We start from the raw sequence: 15,471 nt of genomic DNA, 5'->3' as shown, positions 1-15,471 counted from the left end.
AAGCTCCCCATGCGCACCACATCGAAGCGTCTCGCCGCCGGCATCGCCGCGGCCACCCTGCTCGCGTTCCCGCTCACCGCCTGCGGCAGTGAGGACGACACGTCTGGCGGCTCCTCTTCGAGCTCCAGTCCCGAGCCGGTCGCCGTGATCGACGCCCTCACGGGTGAGAGCACTGCCATCGCCCTCGACAAGGGCTTCACCGACGCCCTCGCGAGCCTGAAGCTGACCCCCGGCGTGACCGGTGGGGCCAAGCTGGAGAAGGGCTCGCTCATCTTCCCCATCACCGGCGGCAACGTGTCGGTCTTCGAGCCCGGCTCGGTCCCCAACTACGTGGTCGGCCAGATCCAGCACGAGGACTCCGGCCTGTCGCTGACCGCCGGTGGCACCACGGTTGAGCTCACCAACTTCAACGTCGACCCGGGCGTCTCGCGCGTCTACGGTGACGTCGCGGTGAACGGCAAGACCGTCGTGACGAGCGCGTTCCTGTTCAACCTGAACGGCAGCACGCTCAAGCCCCTCGAGACCAAGGGCAACACCGCGATCCTGCAGGGCACCCAGGTCCAGATCTCCGACGTGGCCGCCCCGCTCCTGAACGACACCTTCAAGACCGACGCGGTCAAGGCCGGTCTCCTGGTCGGCATCGCGACCATCACGGTCAACACGAAGTGACATCGCATCCCCACGCTCGTGGGGATGTCCGAGAGAGGGCGGCGTCAGAGGGGCCAGTGCTGCAGAGCACCGAGGCCTTCGACGCCGCCTTCTCCGGCCAGTCCTGTGAGGTCGTGCGCGCCAACGGCTCGACGCACGCCCTCGCCACCCATCTGTGGTCAGGGGACACGACGGCCACCGATGTCTCCCTGTTCGTGGACCCGTGCCACGGGCCGACCCTGGACGTCGGCTGTGGACCTGGCCGCCTGGCGGGAGCTCTCGCGTCACGGGGACTCGAGGTCCTGGGCATCGACACCTCGCCCGAGGCCGTCCGGCTCACCCTGGCTCGCGGCGCCATGGCGCTCCGCCGCGACATCTTCGACGAGCTACCGATCGGCTCCCAGTGGAGCCATGTGCTGCTGGCCGACGGCAACATCGGCCTGGGTGGGGACCCCGTTGTCCTCCTACGGCGCATCCTCGAGCTGCTGGACGAGAACGGCACCGTCCTGGTCGAGCTCGCCGGGCCCGGCGTACCCTCGGGTCCCGAGCAGCTGCGACTGAAGGTGGGAGACACCATCAGCACCTCGTTTGCCTGGTGCGTCCTCGGTGTCGACGACATCGAGCGGGTCGCCGCGGACGCCGGCCTCATCGTCATGGGCGTCCGGAACCAGGGCGGCCGGGTCGTGGCCACCCTGCGTCCACGCGGGGTCTGAGAGCCATGGCCGAGAGCACGACGTACGCCTTCCCGGCCCGACTCTGGGCAGGGATTGCGCGACGCCGTCCTCCCGGCATCGACCGGATCGTGTGGCGCAGCCCGCTGCGCGGGCCGTGGCTGACGTCGGCCTTCGGCGCCGTCCTGCTGGCCACCATCCCGATCGTCATCGTCACCGGGCTCCTGTCGTACGTCGCCTACGGCGACCAGGCCCGCCCCACCGACGTGGGCTGGCTGCGGCTGCCGATGTTCGACTGGCCGACCAACCCCTCCTGGCTGTTCCGCCTCACGCAGGGACTGCATGTCGGGCTCGGGCTGGTGCTGGTCCCGGTCGTGCTGGCCAAGCTGTGGTCCGTGGTGCCACGGCTCTTCGTGTGGCCCCCGGCCCGCTCGATAGCGCAGGTGCTCGAGCGGATCACCCTGCTGATGCTCGTGGGCGGGCTCCTGTTCGAGATCGTCACCGGCGTCCTGAACATCCAGTACGACTACGTCTTCGGGTTCAGCTTCTACACCGCCCACTACTACGGCGCCTGGGTGTTCATCGTAGGTTTCGTGTCGCACGTGGCGCTCAAGCTGCCGACGATGGTGCGGTCGCTCCGCTCCCGCTCCTTCGCCCAGGAGCTGCGGACCCGACGGACCGACACCGTCCCCGAGCCTGCCGACCCCGATGGCCTGGTAGCCGCCGACCCGTCCGCGCCGACCATGAGCCGCCGGGGCCTGCTCGCGCTCGTCGGCGGTGGCTCGCTGCTGACGTTCGCCCTCACCGCCGGCCAGACCATCGGCGGACCCACCCGGCAGCTCGCGCTGCTCCTCCCCCGCGGGCTCGACACCGGCGACGGACCCAACGACTTCCCCGTCAACAAGACCGCCGAGGCGGCCGGGATCAGACCGGGTGCGACGGAGTCGGGATGGCGGCTGGCGCTGGAGGGTGCGGGAGCCTCCGTCACCCTCGACCGCGCGCAGCTCGCGGCCATGCCGCAGCACACCGCCGTACTGCCGATCGCGTGTGTCGAGGGCTGGTCGACCACCCAGACCTGGACCGGCGTTCGGATCCGGGACCTGGCGGACCGGGTAGGGCTCGCCGATCCCAGCGGCGCGCTCGTGCAGTCCCTCCAGGAGGAGGGCGCCTTCAAGGAGGCCGTCCTCAACGAAGGTCAGGTGCGGCACCCCGACGCCTTGCTCGCCCTCCAGGTCAACGGTGTCGACCTCTCGCTCGACCACGGTTTCCCGGCCCGGATCATCGTCCCGGCCATGCCGGGTGTCCTCAACACCAAGTGGGTCAAGTCGATCCGCTTCGAGGAGGCCTGATGTCGTCGGCGAGGGCGGCCCGGTGGTCGCGTGCCTACGGCGCCTCCGGCTGGCACCTCGCCCTCATGCTCGCGAGCCTGGCTGTGGTCACGTACGTCGTCCTGACCGTCGGCCTCGCCGCCTTGTGGGATCCGGACGTGTGGTGGCAGTCGATCGCGGTCTGGTTCGTGGGCGCGGTCGTGCTGCACGACCTCGTGCTCTTCCCGGCGTACGCGCTGGTGGACCGGCTGCTGCGACTTCGCCTCGGCCCTAGCGCGGGTCGACGGGCCACGCCTCGCGTGCCGCTGCTCAACTATGTGCGCGTCCCCACGCTGGTCGCGGGCCTGACGTTCCTGCTGTTCTTCCCTGCGATCCTCTCCCGCGGCGGCAGCACCTACGCGAACGCCACCGGCCTCACCCAGGAGCCGTTCCTCCAGCGCTGGCTGCTGCTCGTGCTCGCCGCCTATCTCCTCAGCGCGCTTCTCTACGTCGTCGCCCGTCTCCGCCACCGCACCTGACCCAAATCGACGTTGACCCGCCCGAAAGTTTCGGGCGGGTCAACGGTTGGATCGGTGTGTTGCGGTTGCTCAGGCGTCGATGACGATCGGGATGATCAGGGGGGTACGGCGGAACGTCTTGTGCGCCCAGCGTCCGACGTCGCGGGCCAGCATCTGCTCGAGCTGACGGGCGTCGCCGATGCCCTCGCGCGCAGCGTGCGCCAGGGTCTTCTCGATCACCTGGATTGCCGGGTCGAAGGCCGTGGGCTCGTGGATGAAGCCACGGACCAGGAAGTCGGGCGGGTCGGCGAGCAAGCCTGAGTCGGCGTCGACGATGGCGAGCACGGTGACCACGCCCTCCTCGGCGAGGGTACGACGGTCCTTCAGCGTGGCCTCGGTGACGCCGCCCACGGTCTGGGCGTCGACGTAGATGTTGCCGGCGGAGACCTTGCCGGTGATCGTGGCCTTGCCCTGGTGGAGGTCGACCACGACGCCGTCCTCGGCGAGCACGACGTTCTTGCGGTCGAGGCCCGTGCTGATCGCGAGGTCGGCGTTGGCGCGCAGGTGGCGGTACTCGCCGTGCACCGGCATGACGTTCTTCGGCTTCACGATGTTGTAGCAGTAGACGAGCTCACCGGCGCTGGCGTGGCCAGAGACGTGCACCTTGGCGTTGCCCTTGTGGACGACGTTGGCGCCCCAGCGGGTCAGGCCGTTGATGACGTTGGAGATGGCGTTCTCGTTGCCCGGGATCACCGAGCTGGCCATCAGGATGGTGTCGCCCTCCCCCACGCGGATCTTGTGGTCACGGCTGGCCATCCGCGACAGCGCGGCGAGGGGCTCGCCCTGCGAGCCGGTACAGATGAGCGTGGCCTTGTTGGCCGGCATCTTCTCGAGCTGGTCGAGCGGGACGATCAGGTTCTGCGGCACCTTGAGGTAGCCGAGGTCCTGGGCGACGCCCATGTTGCGCACCATCGAGCGGCCGACGAACGAGACCTTGCGGCCGTGCGCGTGGGCGGTGTCGAGCACCTGCTGGATGCGGTGCACGTGGCTGGCGAAGCTGGAGACGATGACGCGCCGCGGCGCCGTACGGAAGACCTGCTCGATCGCCGGGGTCAGCTCGCGCTCGGAGGTCGTGAAGCCCTGGACCTCGGCGTTGGTGGAGTCGGTGAGGAACAGGTCGACACCCTCCTCGCCCAGGCGGGCGAAGCCGCGGAGGTCGGTGATCCGCTTGTCCAGCGGGAACTGGTCCATCTTGAAGTCGCCCGTGTGCAGCACCATGCCGGCGCCGGTGCGGATCGCGACGGCGAGGCCGTCGGGGATGGAGTGGTTGACCGCGACGAACTCGAGGTCGAAGGGCCCGTACGTCGCCCGCTCACCCTCTTTCACCTCACGGCGCTCGGGGCGGATCCGGTGCTCCTTGAGCTTCTCGGTGATCAACGCCAGGGTCAGCCGCGACGCGATGAGCGGGATGTCGGCGCGCTCGCGCAGCAGGTAGGGGACGCCACCGATGTGGTCCTCGTGCCCGTGCGTGAGCACGATGCCGACGATCGAGTCGAGGCGGTCCCGGATCCAGCTGAAGTCGGGCAGGATCACGTCTACGCCGGGCTGGTGCTCCTCGGGGAAGAGCACGCCGCAGTCGACGACGAGCAGCTTGCCGTCGTACTCGAAGACGGTCATGTTGCGGCCGATCTCGCCGAGGCCGCCGAGGGCCACGACGCGCAGGGCGCCCTTCTGCAGCTTGGGGGGCGTCTGCAGCTCGGGATGGGGATGGCTCACGGGGAGCTCCGTTCTTGGTCTGTGGAGCATTGCTCCATGGTCAGCTACCGCTCGCGGGCAGCTGTTCGAGCACGATTTCGGGGTGGTCCCGCTTGGCGGTGTGGGCGCGCCACTTGTCCGGGAAGAGGGCGAGGAAGGCGCCGTCGGAGCGGCGCATCACCTCGACGCCGCGGACGCCGTTGAGCACGTCGACCCCGTCGGCGTCGGTGAGCATGGCGAGCTGGTAGTCGAGCCGCTCGAGGCGGATCGCGGCGCCGTACTCCGACTCCATCCGGGCGCTGACGACCTCGAACTGCATCGGGCCGACGGCGGCGAGCACGGGCGCCTGGTCACCACGCAGGTCGGAGCGCAGCACCTGGACGACGCCCTCCTGGTCCATCTGCTCGATGCCGCGGCGGAACTGCTTGAAGCGGCCGGTGTCGGCGGCGCGCGCCGACATGAAGTGCTCGGGGGCGAAGCTGGCGATCGGCGGGAAGCGCACCGGTGTGCCTTCATAGATCGTGTCGCCGACGCGCAGGGCGTTGGCGTTGACCAGGCCCACGATGTCGCCGGGCAGCGCGGTCTCGACGACGGTGCGCTCGCGGCCAAACACGGCCTGGGCGTACTTCGTCGCGAACGGCTTGCCGGTCTCGCCGTGGTTGACCACCATGCCGCGCTGGAAGACGCCCGAGCAGACCCGGGCGTAGGCGAGGCGGTCGCGGTGGTTGGTGTCCATGCCGGACTGCACCTTGAACACGAACGCGCTGAACTCGTCGTCGACCTCGCGGGCGCCACCGTCGACGGTCGGCGTGGCGGTGGGGGCCGGCGCCAGCTCGAGGAGGACCTCGAGGAGCTGGGCGACGCCGAAGTTCTGGAGAGCGGAGGCGAACAGCACCGGCGTGGTCCGGCCCGCCAGGAAGCGCTCCTGGTCGTGGTCGGCGTCGTCCATCTCGAGCAGCTCGTGGCCCTCGAGGGCCGCGGCCCAGGCGTCGCCGGCCACGTCGGCGGCCTCGTCGGCGGGGACGTGGCGCTCGGGAGCGCGGGTGGCGCCGCCCGCCGTACGCGTGAAGTGGATGAAGTGGCCGGTACGGCGGTCCAGCACGCCCTGGAACTCCCCGGACTGTCCGACCGGCCAGGTGAGCGGGGTCGGCTTGAGGCCGATCTCCTTCTCGATCTCGTCCATCAGGGCGAGCGGGTCGAGGCCGGGGCGGTCCCACTTGTTGATGACGGTGATGACCGGGATGCCGCGGTGGGCGCACACCTGGAAGAGCTTGAGGGTCTGCGGCTCGAGGCCCTTGGCGGCGTCGACCAGCATCACGGCCGAGTCGACCGCGGAGAGCACGCGGTAGGTGTCCTCGGAGAAGTCGGAGTGACCGGGGGTGTCGACCAGGTTGACCACGTGGTCGCGGTAGTCGAACTGCAGCGCCGCCGACGTGATCGAGATGCCACGCGAGCGCTCCATCTCCATCCAGTCCGACACGGTCCCGCGGCGGCCGGACTTGCCGTGCACCGCGCCCGCCTCCGAGATCACCCGGGCGTGCAGCGCCAGGGCCTCGGTGAGGGTCGACTTGCCGGCGTCGGGGTGGCTGATCACCGCGAAGGTGCGGCGGGCGCGGGTGTCGGTGGGGCTGCTCATCGGGTCAACTCTCCCAGGTCAGGGCCGATTTCCCGCAACGGGACGCGTCTCACCAGGTGTGTCCGGTCAACCGCAGCTCGTCGGGCAGGTGCGACATGTCGTTGAACACCACCATGGTCGGCGGCCGGTCCGTGGAGTACCGAAGCACGGTCAGCGCGGCGTGGCCGTTGTCGAGCCCCAACCAGCGCCACGGCGGAGCACCGCACGCATGGCGGACCAGCCACCCCACGGTGAAAGCGTGCGTCACGACGAGATGGTGGCTGTCGCCGTCACCCTGCTCCGGCCCGGTCAGCAGCCGGATGGCCTCCGCGGCGAGCTCGGCTCCCTGTGCCGCTTCCGCCGACGAGACGTCCGCCAGGAACGCCATGACACCAGCCCGGTGCTCCGGGTCGACCTCGTCCGGGGACGGCACGTGGGGGACGTAGTCCCCCGCAGCCTCAAGCTCGACGACCGGCACCTGGCTGCCGAGCTGCCGGGCCACCAGCTGCGCGGTCTCCGTGGCCCTCGGCAGCGGGCCGTGCTGGACCGATCCGAAGGGCACCTTCGACAGGCGCCGCCCGAGCAGCTCGGCCTGCTGGACACCCCGCTCGGTCAGCCTGCCGTCATCGCCCGGCTCGGCGTGCCGCGCGAGGTACAGGTGGCGCACGGGCATGCCCGGCATTCAACCACCAGCCCGGGCCTGAGTCAGAGCAGCGGCACGAACCGGTAGCTGCCGTGCCGGGTCACCCGGGGCACGTCTCGGGGCTCCCCCTCCTGCTGCTCGACGAGCAGCATCGTCCCGTCGACTGGCAGCACCATCCGGCCGCCCGCGCCGAGCTGGGCCACGAGTGCCTCCGGGAGCCGGCGCGCCTGCGCGGACACCAGGATCCGGTCGAACGGCGCGTGGTCCGGCAGCCCGAGCACCCCCGGCCGGGCGGCGACGATGTAGGCCCACGTCGGACCGACCCGCGCCAGGTTGGCCGCGCCGAACGCGACCAGGTCGGGCTTGATCTCGACCCCGATGACATAGCCGGCCGGCCCGGTCAGGTGCGCGAGCAGCGCGGTGGCCCACCCCGAGCCCGAGCCCACGTCGAGCACGCGGTCGCCCGGCTGCACCTCGAGCAGGCGGAGCATGGCCGCGACCGTCCTCGGCTGCGAGTTCGTCTGCCCGTGGCCGATGTCGAGCGGCCCGTCGTACGACGCCCGCTCGCGCTGGTCCCGCGGCAGGAACTCCTCGCGCGGGGCCGCGGCGAACGCGGCGTCCACCGGGTCGTACACGACTCGATTCAAGCACGCAGGAGGCGCCGGAGCCTCTCGATCTGGTCGGGGCCCAGGCCCGCGTCGGTCAGGTACGCCGCGACGTCCATGTCGTCCAACCACTGGAGGAGCACCGGCCGGCGGTCGGCCAGGGCGGCGTCCAGCTCGGCGGGACTCCACTCATCGTCGTCAGCGGGCACCCACTCACCGGCGTCCGGGTCGTAGCCGAGGCCGTGCCCGCGGTGCTCGCCCGCCCCGCGGAAGCCCTGCTCGTAGTGGTCAGCGATCGCGTCGCGCTCGACGCCGGCCAGCGACAGCAGCATGGACGTGACCAGGCCGGTCCGATCCCGACCTCCGGCGCAGTGGACGAGCACCGGGCCGGGCGAGTCCGCGATGGCAGTGAACACCCGGGCGAGCTTCTCGGGGTAGCGCGCGGCGTTGGGCGCCCAAGACCGCGGGTGGTCGAGCCACGGACCGCACTCCTCCAGGAACTCAGGGTCGTCGGGATCCTCGGTGGGCGCGAGCACCACCTCGATCCCGCTCGTGACCGCCTCGCCCACGACCGGATGCTGCTCCTGGCGACCGCGCTCCATCTCGTTGCGGAGGTCGACGACGCGGACCAGTCCCGCTTCGCGCGCCGCCTGCCAGCCGGTCGCCGTCATCCACTCCGTAGCGGCCGAGCGCCAGACCCGTCCGTACGCCGTCCTGTCGCCATCGACGGTCGGCAGACCACCGAGGTCCGCCAGGTTCCGAGCGCCGTCCCAGTCCACGCCCCGATCCAAGCACGCACCCCGTTCATCAAGCTGTGACGCATAGGACTGAAGCCGGAGGCGCGGAGTCACCCTCGCGGGCCGGGCCGGCCGGGGCGTCAGCCCCGGCGCCGCATTGGCGCGACCTGCACCCGCGCGTGCACGAACGCGTGGTCGGTGGCGTAGCGGATCGGGTCGCCGTAGTCGACGCGGTGCCTGGAGAAGTCGACCCGGCCGCCGGTGCCCATGACCCAGTCGACCTTGATCGGGGCGGCGCCGGTGTTGCAGCGCCGGGAGTGGGAGGCCCCGTTGGAGGCGACCATGCCGGTCTTCGCAGCGACGCGGCAGACGAACTCGGTGTGCTCGTTCGTGTCGCCCAGGATGAAGACGGGCTTGCCCGAGTCGCGCAGCCTCTTGATGAGCGCGATCTGCTCCGCGGTGGCGGAGTCGCGGGCGCGCTCCTGGTCGCGGGGCGAGTTGTGCACGTCGATGGCGTAGAACTGCCCGCCCGAGGCCCGGTTCTCCAGCCGGACCCACGGGATGGGGCGCTGCTGGTGGTCGAACGTCGTGGTGATGGAGCCGGAGTCGACCAGGGAGAACATCGACTTCCGCCAGGCGATCTGCAGGCGGACACCCTGGTTGCCCAGGGACTGTCCGGGCCAGATCCGGTAGCCGGGGCGCCGGTCCTTCAGGACCGCGAGCTGGTCGTCCTGGACCTCCTGCAGGCCGACGAGGTCGACGCCGCGGTCCCGGATGGCGCGCGCGAGCGCGGCGGCACGTTTGGTGCCACGGCGCGCGTGCTGGCTCCCGAGGATGTTGAGGGTGCCGATGCGGAAGGAGAACGGGTCGCCTGGCTTCGGGGGCGTCGCCTTCGTGGACGTCTGCTCAGAGCGGTCCTCGACGGCGGCTCCGGGGGCGGGCTGGAGCGCTCCGGCTCCGACCGCGGCGCCCGTGACGATCGTCGCGGCGAGCATGGAGGCTCGGAGGGCGGTAGGTCGAATAGGCATCAGGGGACCATAACGAGGATGAGCACGAGTGCCACATCGCGGCGGGTCAGCACACAGCAGAGCCGTGCCGACGCGAGGTCGGCACGGCTTGTGCTTTCAAGAGGGCAGAACGAGTGGAGCTGGCGGGAATCGAACCCGCGTCCTCGAGCGTCGAACCAGGTCTTCTCCGGGTGCAGTTCGTGATGTCGCTTTTCTCGGCCCCGGGGCTCGCACGAACACGTCCCCGACAGGCTCAGTCACGGAATTGTCCCGCTCAACCTCCGCGACGCGGATTGAGCGGCAAGTCTCCTAGATGACGCACAGATCCGGGACGGAGACGGGTGCCCGGGTGTGCGCTTCGATCACTGCTCAGGCAGCGAGAGCGAAGGAACTGCGATTGGTGTTGGCAGTTATAGGTTTCCAACGATCGTTTACGAGATGACGTTGGCTTCTCGACCCGCTTCCCCTGGAACTAACGTCCCAAGTCGAAACCGATCAGCCCCTCTTGAGTTGTGACTTCAGTCTACGGGGCGCACGGGCAAGGACCTAAGCCTGGATCCACCGATCTCCGGCTGCTACGCGACGCCGCCCATCGGTGGATCCAGGCTAAGCGGTTGTCCCGAAGAGCCGGGCCCCGTTGAGCCAGCAGACGTCACGCAGCCAGTCGTCGCCCAGGCCGGTGCGGGCGAGCCCCTCGAGCTGGTGGGAGTAGGGGTAGGGGATGGTCGGGAAGTCGCTGCCGAGCAGCACCTTGGGCTGGAGGTCGCGCAGCCGCGGGAGCAGCTCCCCGGGATAGGCCGGGAAGAAGTCGGTGAACACCATGGTGGTGTCGAGGTGGACCCGCTCGTAGGTCTCGGCGAGCACGAGGAACTCCTCGCACTCGGGAGCACCCATGTGCGCGACGACGACGCACAGCCGTGGGTAGCGCTCCAGCACCCGGCGCAGCGGGTCGGGACCGGTGAACTCGTTGCCGACCGGGCCGGAGCCGGCGTGCACGACGATCGGTGTGCCGGCGTCCTCGAGGAGCCCCCAGACCGGGTCGAGGAGCGGGTCGTCGAGGTGGAACTCCCCCACCTGGACGTGGATCTTGAACACCTCGACGCCGCCCGCGACCTGCTCCGCGACGTACGCCGGCGCGTCGGGCTCGGGGAAGAACGTCGCCGAGCGGAGCACCTCGGGCACCCCCGCCGCGAAGTCGCGCGACCAGTCGTTGAGGTAGGTCGCGACGCCGGGCTTGTGGGCGTAGGGCAGTGTCGAGAAGCGGCGTACGCCGAAGCCGCGCAGCACCTCGACCCGCTCGGCGTGCGGCAGTCGGTAGCGGATCGGCCACTCCCGCCCGATCTTGGGCCCGGCCGCGTCGAAGACGGCGTAGACCGCGCGCTGGATGTTCTCCGGCAGGAAGTGCACGTGCACGTCGAACAGCCCGGGCAGCCCGAGCTCCTGCCAGAACGCACGAGCCGCAGGAGTGTCGGGGTGGGCCTCAGTCATCCATGCCCTTGAGGCGGCGGCCGACGGCCTGCTCGACCTCGCGGGAGGCCTGGCGCTCGGCCAGCGTGTGCCGCTTGTCCCACGACTTCTTGCCCTTGGCCAGGCCGATCTCGACCTTGGCGCGACCGTCGACGAAGTAGATCGCCAGCGGGATGACCGTGAGGCCCTTCTCGTTGACTCGGCGTTCGATCTTGTCGATCTCGACCCGGTTGAGCAGCAGCTTGCGCTTGCGGCGGGCGGGATGGTTGGTCCAGGTGCCCTGGGTGTACTCCGGGATGTGGACGCCGTGCAGCCAGGCCTCGTGTCCGTCGATGTCGACGAACCCGTCGACCAGCGAGGCCCGGCCCATCCGCAACGACTTCACCTCGGTGCCCTGGAGGACCATGCCGGCCTCGAAGGTGTCCTCGATGAAGTAGTCGTGTCGCGCCTTCTTGTTCTGCGCGACGTTCTTGCGCCCCTGCTCCTTTGGCATCTCACCAGTCTCTCAGGACCGGTCAATGCGGATTACATGTACCTCATCGGGTCGACGGGCTCACCGTTGACCAGCAACGTGAAGTGCAGGTGGCATCCGGTCGACCAGCCGGTCGACCCGGCGTACCCGACGACCTCGCCGCGAGCCACGCGCTCCCCCTCGGCCACCCGATAGCCGGCGGCATGGTTGTAGACGACGGTGATGTTCTTGCCGTTGTACTGGCCGACGTTGAGGTAGAGGCGGTTGCCGTAGACCGAGGAGTAGTAGGTGTTGGACACCGTGCCCCCGGCGACCGCGAACAGCGACTGGCCACAGCCGACGCCGAAGTCGGTGCCGTCGTGGAGGCCGTAGTAGCCGTAGATCGGGTGGACGCGGTAACCGAACGGCGAGGTGACGTAGCCGTTGACCGGCATCGCGAAGATCCCGCCGGTGCTGCCCTGGTAGCCCTGCCTGCCGTTGCGGGCGGCGCGGGCAGCGGCCCGGGCGGCGGCCGCGATGATGGCCCGCTTGATCCGCTCCTCGCGCTTCTTGAGCGTGCGCAGCACCTGCTTGTCATGGGCGCGGGCGGACAGCGCCACCTGGCGGGCCTCACGCGTCGTCTGGAGCCGGGTGATGACGTTGGCCCTCGCGACCCGCGCCTCCTCGAGCAGGTCGCGCACCATGGCGAGGTTCTCGGCGGCGTCGGCACGCCGCGTCTCCATCTCCTCCTTGGCGTCCTCGACTTCGATCTCGCGCACGCGCAGGAGGATCTCGGCCTCCTGGAGCCCGGAGTAGGCCCGGTCCTCGCTGGCGACGATCGCGTCGGTCGCGCCGCGCCGGCGGACGAGGTCCTCCGGGGAGTCGGCGTCGAGCAGCGAGGCGAACGCCAGCAGCTGGGGGTCGCCGGCGGCGTAGATCGAGTTGACCGTGTCGACGACCTCTTCACGCTGTACGGCGAGCGCCGCCTGGCCGTCGAGGACATCCTGGCGGGCCTGAGCGAGGGCCGCCTGCGCCTCGAGCAGCTTGGCCTGCATCTCACGGTCGCGCGCCCGGGCGGCGGCGAGCCGCGTGCGTACGTCGGCCAGGTCGGCCTTGGCGGCCAGGAGCTGGGAACGGGCCGACTCGAGGGCGGCAGTCGCCCGCTGCACTCGCTTGCTGGTCTCGCCGAGCTCGTCGTGGGCGCGCTCGATCTGCTGCTCGACGTTGTCCTGTCGGTCTCGCAGGTGGTCGTCGTCGACGGTCGCGTTGGCCAGGGGGACTACGGACCCGCCGAGCGCCGCCGCCAGGGCCAGGGAGGCCACCGCGGTACGCCGACGAGACGCGCTGGGGAAGAAGCGCACAGGTCTGCCTTAGGTGTTCGGGGAAGTGAACGCCTCAACCGTAGGTGGCGCGGGTCAGACTTTGATGTATTTGCGGGTCAGTAGGAGTGTCGGAAGCAGCGTCAGCACCGGGCCGAGGGCCCCGATCACGATCACCGTGACGGTGTACTCCTCCCAGCCGACCCACGGCATGAACGTCAGACCCTGGCTGGCGCGGTCGATGATCCCGAACTTCAGGAACGCCGCGAGGGCCCCGGCCGCCATCGCGACCCCGAGCAACGCGGTCACCAGCGCCTCCATCAGGAACGGCAGTGCGATGTAGAGCGTGGAGGCTCCCACCAGGCGCATGATGCCGATCTCCTTGCGACGGGCGAGGGCCGCGAGCCGGATGGTGTTGGCCACCAGCAGCAGTGCGGCCAGCACCAGGAAGGCGGCGGTGCCGATGGCGGCGTACTTGAGCGCGTCGATCGAGTTGAGGATCGGCCCGACCACGTCACGCAGGTCCTGGATGCTGGCGACCCCGTCCCGGCCCCGCAGCTCGCTGACGATGCCTTCGTACTCGTCGGGGTCCTCGAGCGTGATCCACACCGACTCCGCCATATCGTCGGCGGTCAGCGCGGCGTCCGGGCCCTCGAACCGCTCGGGCCCGAAGAGCTCCTTGACCTTCTCGAAGGCCTCCGCCTTGGACTCGGTGTGCCAGTCGGCCACCTCGGGGCTCTCGTCGACGACCCGCTCGATCTCCTGCTTCTGGGGGTCGGTGACCTCGGAGAGGCAGGCGGGGTTGTCGTCGCTGTCGCGGCAGAGGTAGACGGTGATCTGGAGCTCGCTGCCCCACTGGTCGGCGGCACGGACGGCCTGCTGGTTGAGCAGGACGCCGAGCCCGACGAGCGTGAGCGAGACGAAGAGGGTGAGCACGACCGCGATGTGCATCGACACGTTGCGGCGGAGCCCCTGGCGGAGCTCGGTGAAGGAGTGGCGCAGCTGCACGTCAGCCCACCTGCGATCCGTAGCCGCCGCGAGCCTCGTCGCGGGTCACCCGGCCGTGGTCGAGCTCGACGACGCGCTTCTGCATCTGGTCGACGACCGACTCGTCGTGGGTGGCCATCAAGATGGTGGTGCCGGTCTCGTTGATCCGGCCGAGCAGGTTCATGATCCCGGCCGACGTGGTCGGGTCGAGGTTTCCGGTGGGCTCGTCGGCGATCAGGATCATCGGCCGGTTGACGAACGCGCGGGCGATGGCGACACGTTGCTGCTCGCCTCCCGACAGCTCGTCGGGCAGCCGGTCCCCCTTGCCCTGGAGATCGACCAGCTCGAGCGTGGCGGGTACGACGCGGCGGATCTCGGACTTGGGCTTGCCGATCACCTGGAGCGCGAACGCGACGTTCTCGGAGACGGTCTTGTTCGGCAGCAGCCGGAAGTCCTGGAAGACGGTGCCGATCTGGCGGCGCAGCCGCGGGACCTTCCAACCGGCGAGCCGGTTGACCTCCTTGCCGGCGACGTAGACCCGACCGGCGGTGGGACGCGTCTCGCGCGTCACCAGGCGCAGGGCCGTGGACTTGCCGGAGCCGGAGGCGCCGACGAGGAAGACGAACTCGCCCTTCTCGATGTCGACCGACACGTTGTCGAGGGCGGGTTTTCCCGGACCGGGGTAGGCCTTGGAGACCTTCTCGAAGCGAATCACTGAAAAGACAGTAGCCGAGACGGATCGGCGTTCTCCGTATGGTGGTCGCGTGCGCGTCGTCCGGTCCCTCCTCCTCGCGCTGGGCGCGACGGCGGTCGCGGTCGGAGTCGGCGTACTGGTCACCGACGGCGAGGAACCACAGGCTCCGGCCACCGTCGACGTGCCCAGCGTCCCGCTCAGCGAGTTCGACACGACCGAGCTCGTCGCGCAGCGGACGGAGTTCTGCGACACGGTGCCCGACGAGGCCGTGACCGAGGCGCTCGCCGGCGAGTCCATCGCCACCGCCGCCTACGGCAACGGCGACCGCGCCAAGGTCGCGGGCACGGTCCGTGACGTTGCTCACGAGTTCAGCTGTGCCTGGCGCGGTGCGGACGGCACGGTGGCGCGCGCCTGGGTGTTCGTGCCACCGGTGACCCCAGCGGCGGCCGACTCCCTGATCGACGAGGCGCGCAAGCGCGCGGGCTGCGAGCCCGACGCCGGCGCCCCGGCGTACGGCGTGCCGTCACTGGCACTCGTGTGCGAGGACGGCGGCACGCGGCTGCGGTCCTACCGCGGCCTGTTCGGCGATGCCTGGCTCACCTGCCAGCTGTCGACGCCGACGACGGTCGCTGCCACCGCCCAGCAGGACCGCGCGAGCCGCTGGTGCGTCAGCATCGCGACCGCTGCCGCAGACGGCTAGGGCGTGTCTCCTAAAGACAGCGGGGTCGGTCCGGGATTGTTGACTCATGTCGCGTTCTGCTGTGCTGACTGACGCTCAATGGGCTCGGGTCGAGCCTCTGATGCCCTCCTCTGACGGGCAGCGGGGACGGCCGTTCCGCGATCACCGGCAGGTGATCGAAGGCATCGTCTACCGGCTCCGGACCGGGGTGGCGTGGCGGGACCTGCCGGAGTCCTTCGGGCCGTGGCAGACGATCTGGAAGCGTCACAAGCGGTTCAGCACGGACGGAACCTGGGACAAGATCCACGCTCGTCTGGTCGCTGAAGCCGACGCTGCTGGCGCCGTGGAGTGGAACGTCTCGGTCGACT

General features: G+C 70.0%; 17 protein-coding genes and 1 other RNA gene. 6 read left to right on the top strand and 12 right to left on the bottom strand.

All coding sequences use genetic code 11. From position 1 onward, the window contains the following. The first annotated feature begins 9 nt into the window (after positions 1 to 9). From BLR90_RS18100 to BLR90_RS18085, 4 genes are read left to right on the top strand one after another with little or no spacing between them, the layout of a single operon-like run. The gene (locus BLR90_RS18100; protein ID WP_091026642.1) at positions 10 to 669 is read left to right on the top strand and encodes a hypothetical protein; all 660 of its coding nucleotides are present in this window, start codon (positions 10 to 12) and stop codon (positions 667 to 669) included. Between the two features lie 56 nt (positions 670 to 725). Continuing rightward, positions 726 to 1,361, top strand: a complete 636-nt coding sequence (locus BLR90_RS18095) for a class I SAM-dependent methyltransferase (protein ID WP_091026641.1) — start codon at positions 726 to 728, stop codon at positions 1,359 to 1,361. 5 nt (positions 1,362 to 1,366) lie between these two features. Further along, a complete protein-coding gene (locus tag BLR90_RS18090) occupies positions 1,367 to 2,668 on the top strand; it encodes a molybdopterin-dependent oxidoreductase (protein ID WP_091026640.1) in 1,302 nt (433 codons plus the stop codon). Then, complete coding sequence (locus tag BLR90_RS18085; protein WP_174812384.1) at positions 2,668 to 3,165, top strand: hypothetical protein; 498 nt, start codon at positions 2,668 to 2,670, stop codon at positions 3,163 to 3,165. Before BLR90_RS18090 ends, BLR90_RS18085 begins: the two co-directional genes overlap by 1 nt. A 69-nt stretch (positions 3,166 to 3,234) precedes the next feature. Here the strand turns inward: BLR90_RS18085 and BLR90_RS18080 are convergent, their stop codons facing one another. The 12 genes from BLR90_RS18080 to ftsE all read right to left on the bottom strand — a co-directional run bounded on the left by BLR90_RS18080 (position 3,235) and on the right by ftsE (position 14,445). Further along, entirely contained in the window at positions 3,235 to 4,920 is a 1,686-nt protein-coding gene (locus tag BLR90_RS18080; RefSeq protein WP_245715386.1) for a ribonuclease J, read from the bottom strand. A 40-nt stretch (positions 4,921 to 4,960) separates the two neighbouring features. Then, entirely contained in the window at positions 4,961 to 6,535 is a 1,575-nt protein-coding gene (locus BLR90_RS18075) for a peptide chain release factor 3 (protein WP_091026638.1), read from the bottom strand. A gap of 49 nt (positions 6,536 to 6,584) precedes the next feature. After that, the gene (locus BLR90_RS18070) at positions 6,585 to 7,187 is read right to left on the bottom strand and encodes a histidine phosphatase family protein (protein ID WP_218029455.1); all 603 of its coding nucleotides are present in this window, start codon (positions 7,185 to 7,187) and stop codon (positions 6,585 to 6,587) included. Between the two features lie 32 nt (positions 7,188 to 7,219). Then, the gene (locus BLR90_RS18065; protein WP_245715385.1) at positions 7,220 to 7,792 is read right to left on the bottom strand and encodes a protein-L-isoaspartate O-methyltransferase family protein; all 573 of its coding nucleotides are present in this window, start codon (positions 7,790 to 7,792) and stop codon (positions 7,220 to 7,222) included. Between the two features lie 8 nt (positions 7,793 to 7,800). Further along, positions 7,801 to 8,541 (bottom strand): tyrosine-protein phosphatase, encoded by a 741-nt coding sequence (locus BLR90_RS21165; protein WP_170254372.1) that lies wholly within the window; start codon positions 8,539 to 8,541, stop codon positions 7,801 to 7,803. Positions 8,542 to 8,639: 98 nt separating this feature from the next. After that, complete coding sequence (locus BLR90_RS18055) at positions 8,640 to 9,527, bottom strand: endonuclease/exonuclease/phosphatase family protein (RefSeq protein ID WP_091026635.1); 888 nt, start codon at positions 9,525 to 9,527, stop codon at positions 8,640 to 8,642. Between the two features lie 111 nt (positions 9,528 to 9,638). Next, positions 9,639 to 10,009: a transfer-messenger RNA gene (ssrA, locus tag BLR90_RS18050) on the bottom strand. 103 nt (positions 10,010 to 10,112) lie between these two features. Beyond that, positions 10,113 to 10,994 carry an amidohydrolase family protein gene (locus BLR90_RS18045; RefSeq protein WP_091026634.1) on the bottom strand — a complete coding sequence of 294 codons (882 nt, stop codon included), beginning with the start codon at positions 10,992 to 10,994 and terminating at the stop codon, positions 10,113 to 10,115. Next, positions 10,987 to 11,466 carry an SsrA-binding protein SmpB gene (gene smpB / locus BLR90_RS18040; RefSeq protein ID WP_091026633.1) on the bottom strand — a complete coding sequence of 160 codons (480 nt, stop codon included), beginning with the start codon at positions 11,464 to 11,466 and terminating at the stop codon, positions 10,987 to 10,989. The genes BLR90_RS18045 and smpB overlap by 8 nt, the downstream gene beginning before the upstream one ends. A gap of 32 nt (positions 11,467 to 11,498) precedes the next feature. Next, positions 11,499 to 12,785, bottom strand: a complete 1,287-nt coding sequence (locus BLR90_RS18035; RefSeq protein WP_143016261.1) for a M23 family metallopeptidase — start codon at positions 12,783 to 12,785, stop codon at positions 11,499 to 11,501. Between the two features lie 54 nt (positions 12,786 to 12,839). Further along, entirely contained in the window at positions 12,840 to 13,751 is a 912-nt protein-coding gene (gene ftsX / locus BLR90_RS18030) for a permease-like cell division protein FtsX (protein WP_091026631.1), read from the bottom strand. A gap of 1 nt (position 13,752) precedes the next feature. Next, the gene (ftsE, locus tag BLR90_RS18025; RefSeq protein WP_091026630.1) at positions 13,753 to 14,445 is read right to left on the bottom strand and encodes a cell division ATP-binding protein FtsE; all 693 of its coding nucleotides are present in this window, start codon (positions 14,443 to 14,445) and stop codon (positions 13,753 to 13,755) included. A 49-nt stretch (positions 14,446 to 14,494) separates the two neighbouring features. Here ftsE and BLR90_RS18020 point away from each other — a divergent pair, with 49 nt between their 5' ends. After that, the gene (locus BLR90_RS18020; RefSeq protein ID WP_091026629.1) at positions 14,495 to 15,124 is read left to right on the top strand and encodes a hypothetical protein; all 630 of its coding nucleotides are present in this window, start codon (positions 14,495 to 14,497) and stop codon (positions 15,122 to 15,124) included. A 100-nt stretch (positions 15,125 to 15,224) separates the two neighbouring features. Then, positions 15,225 to 15,471 (top strand): transposase (locus BLR90_RS18015; protein ID WP_425433648.1); only part of this gene is annotated, 247 nt, incomplete at its 3' end.

The organism is Nocardioides szechwanensis, from assembly GCF_900103935.1.
Lineage (GTDB): Bacteria > Actinomycetota > Actinomycetes > Propionibacteriales > Nocardioidaceae > Nocardioides > Nocardioides szechwanensis.
This window is presented reverse-complemented; position numbering and strand designations above follow the sequence as displayed.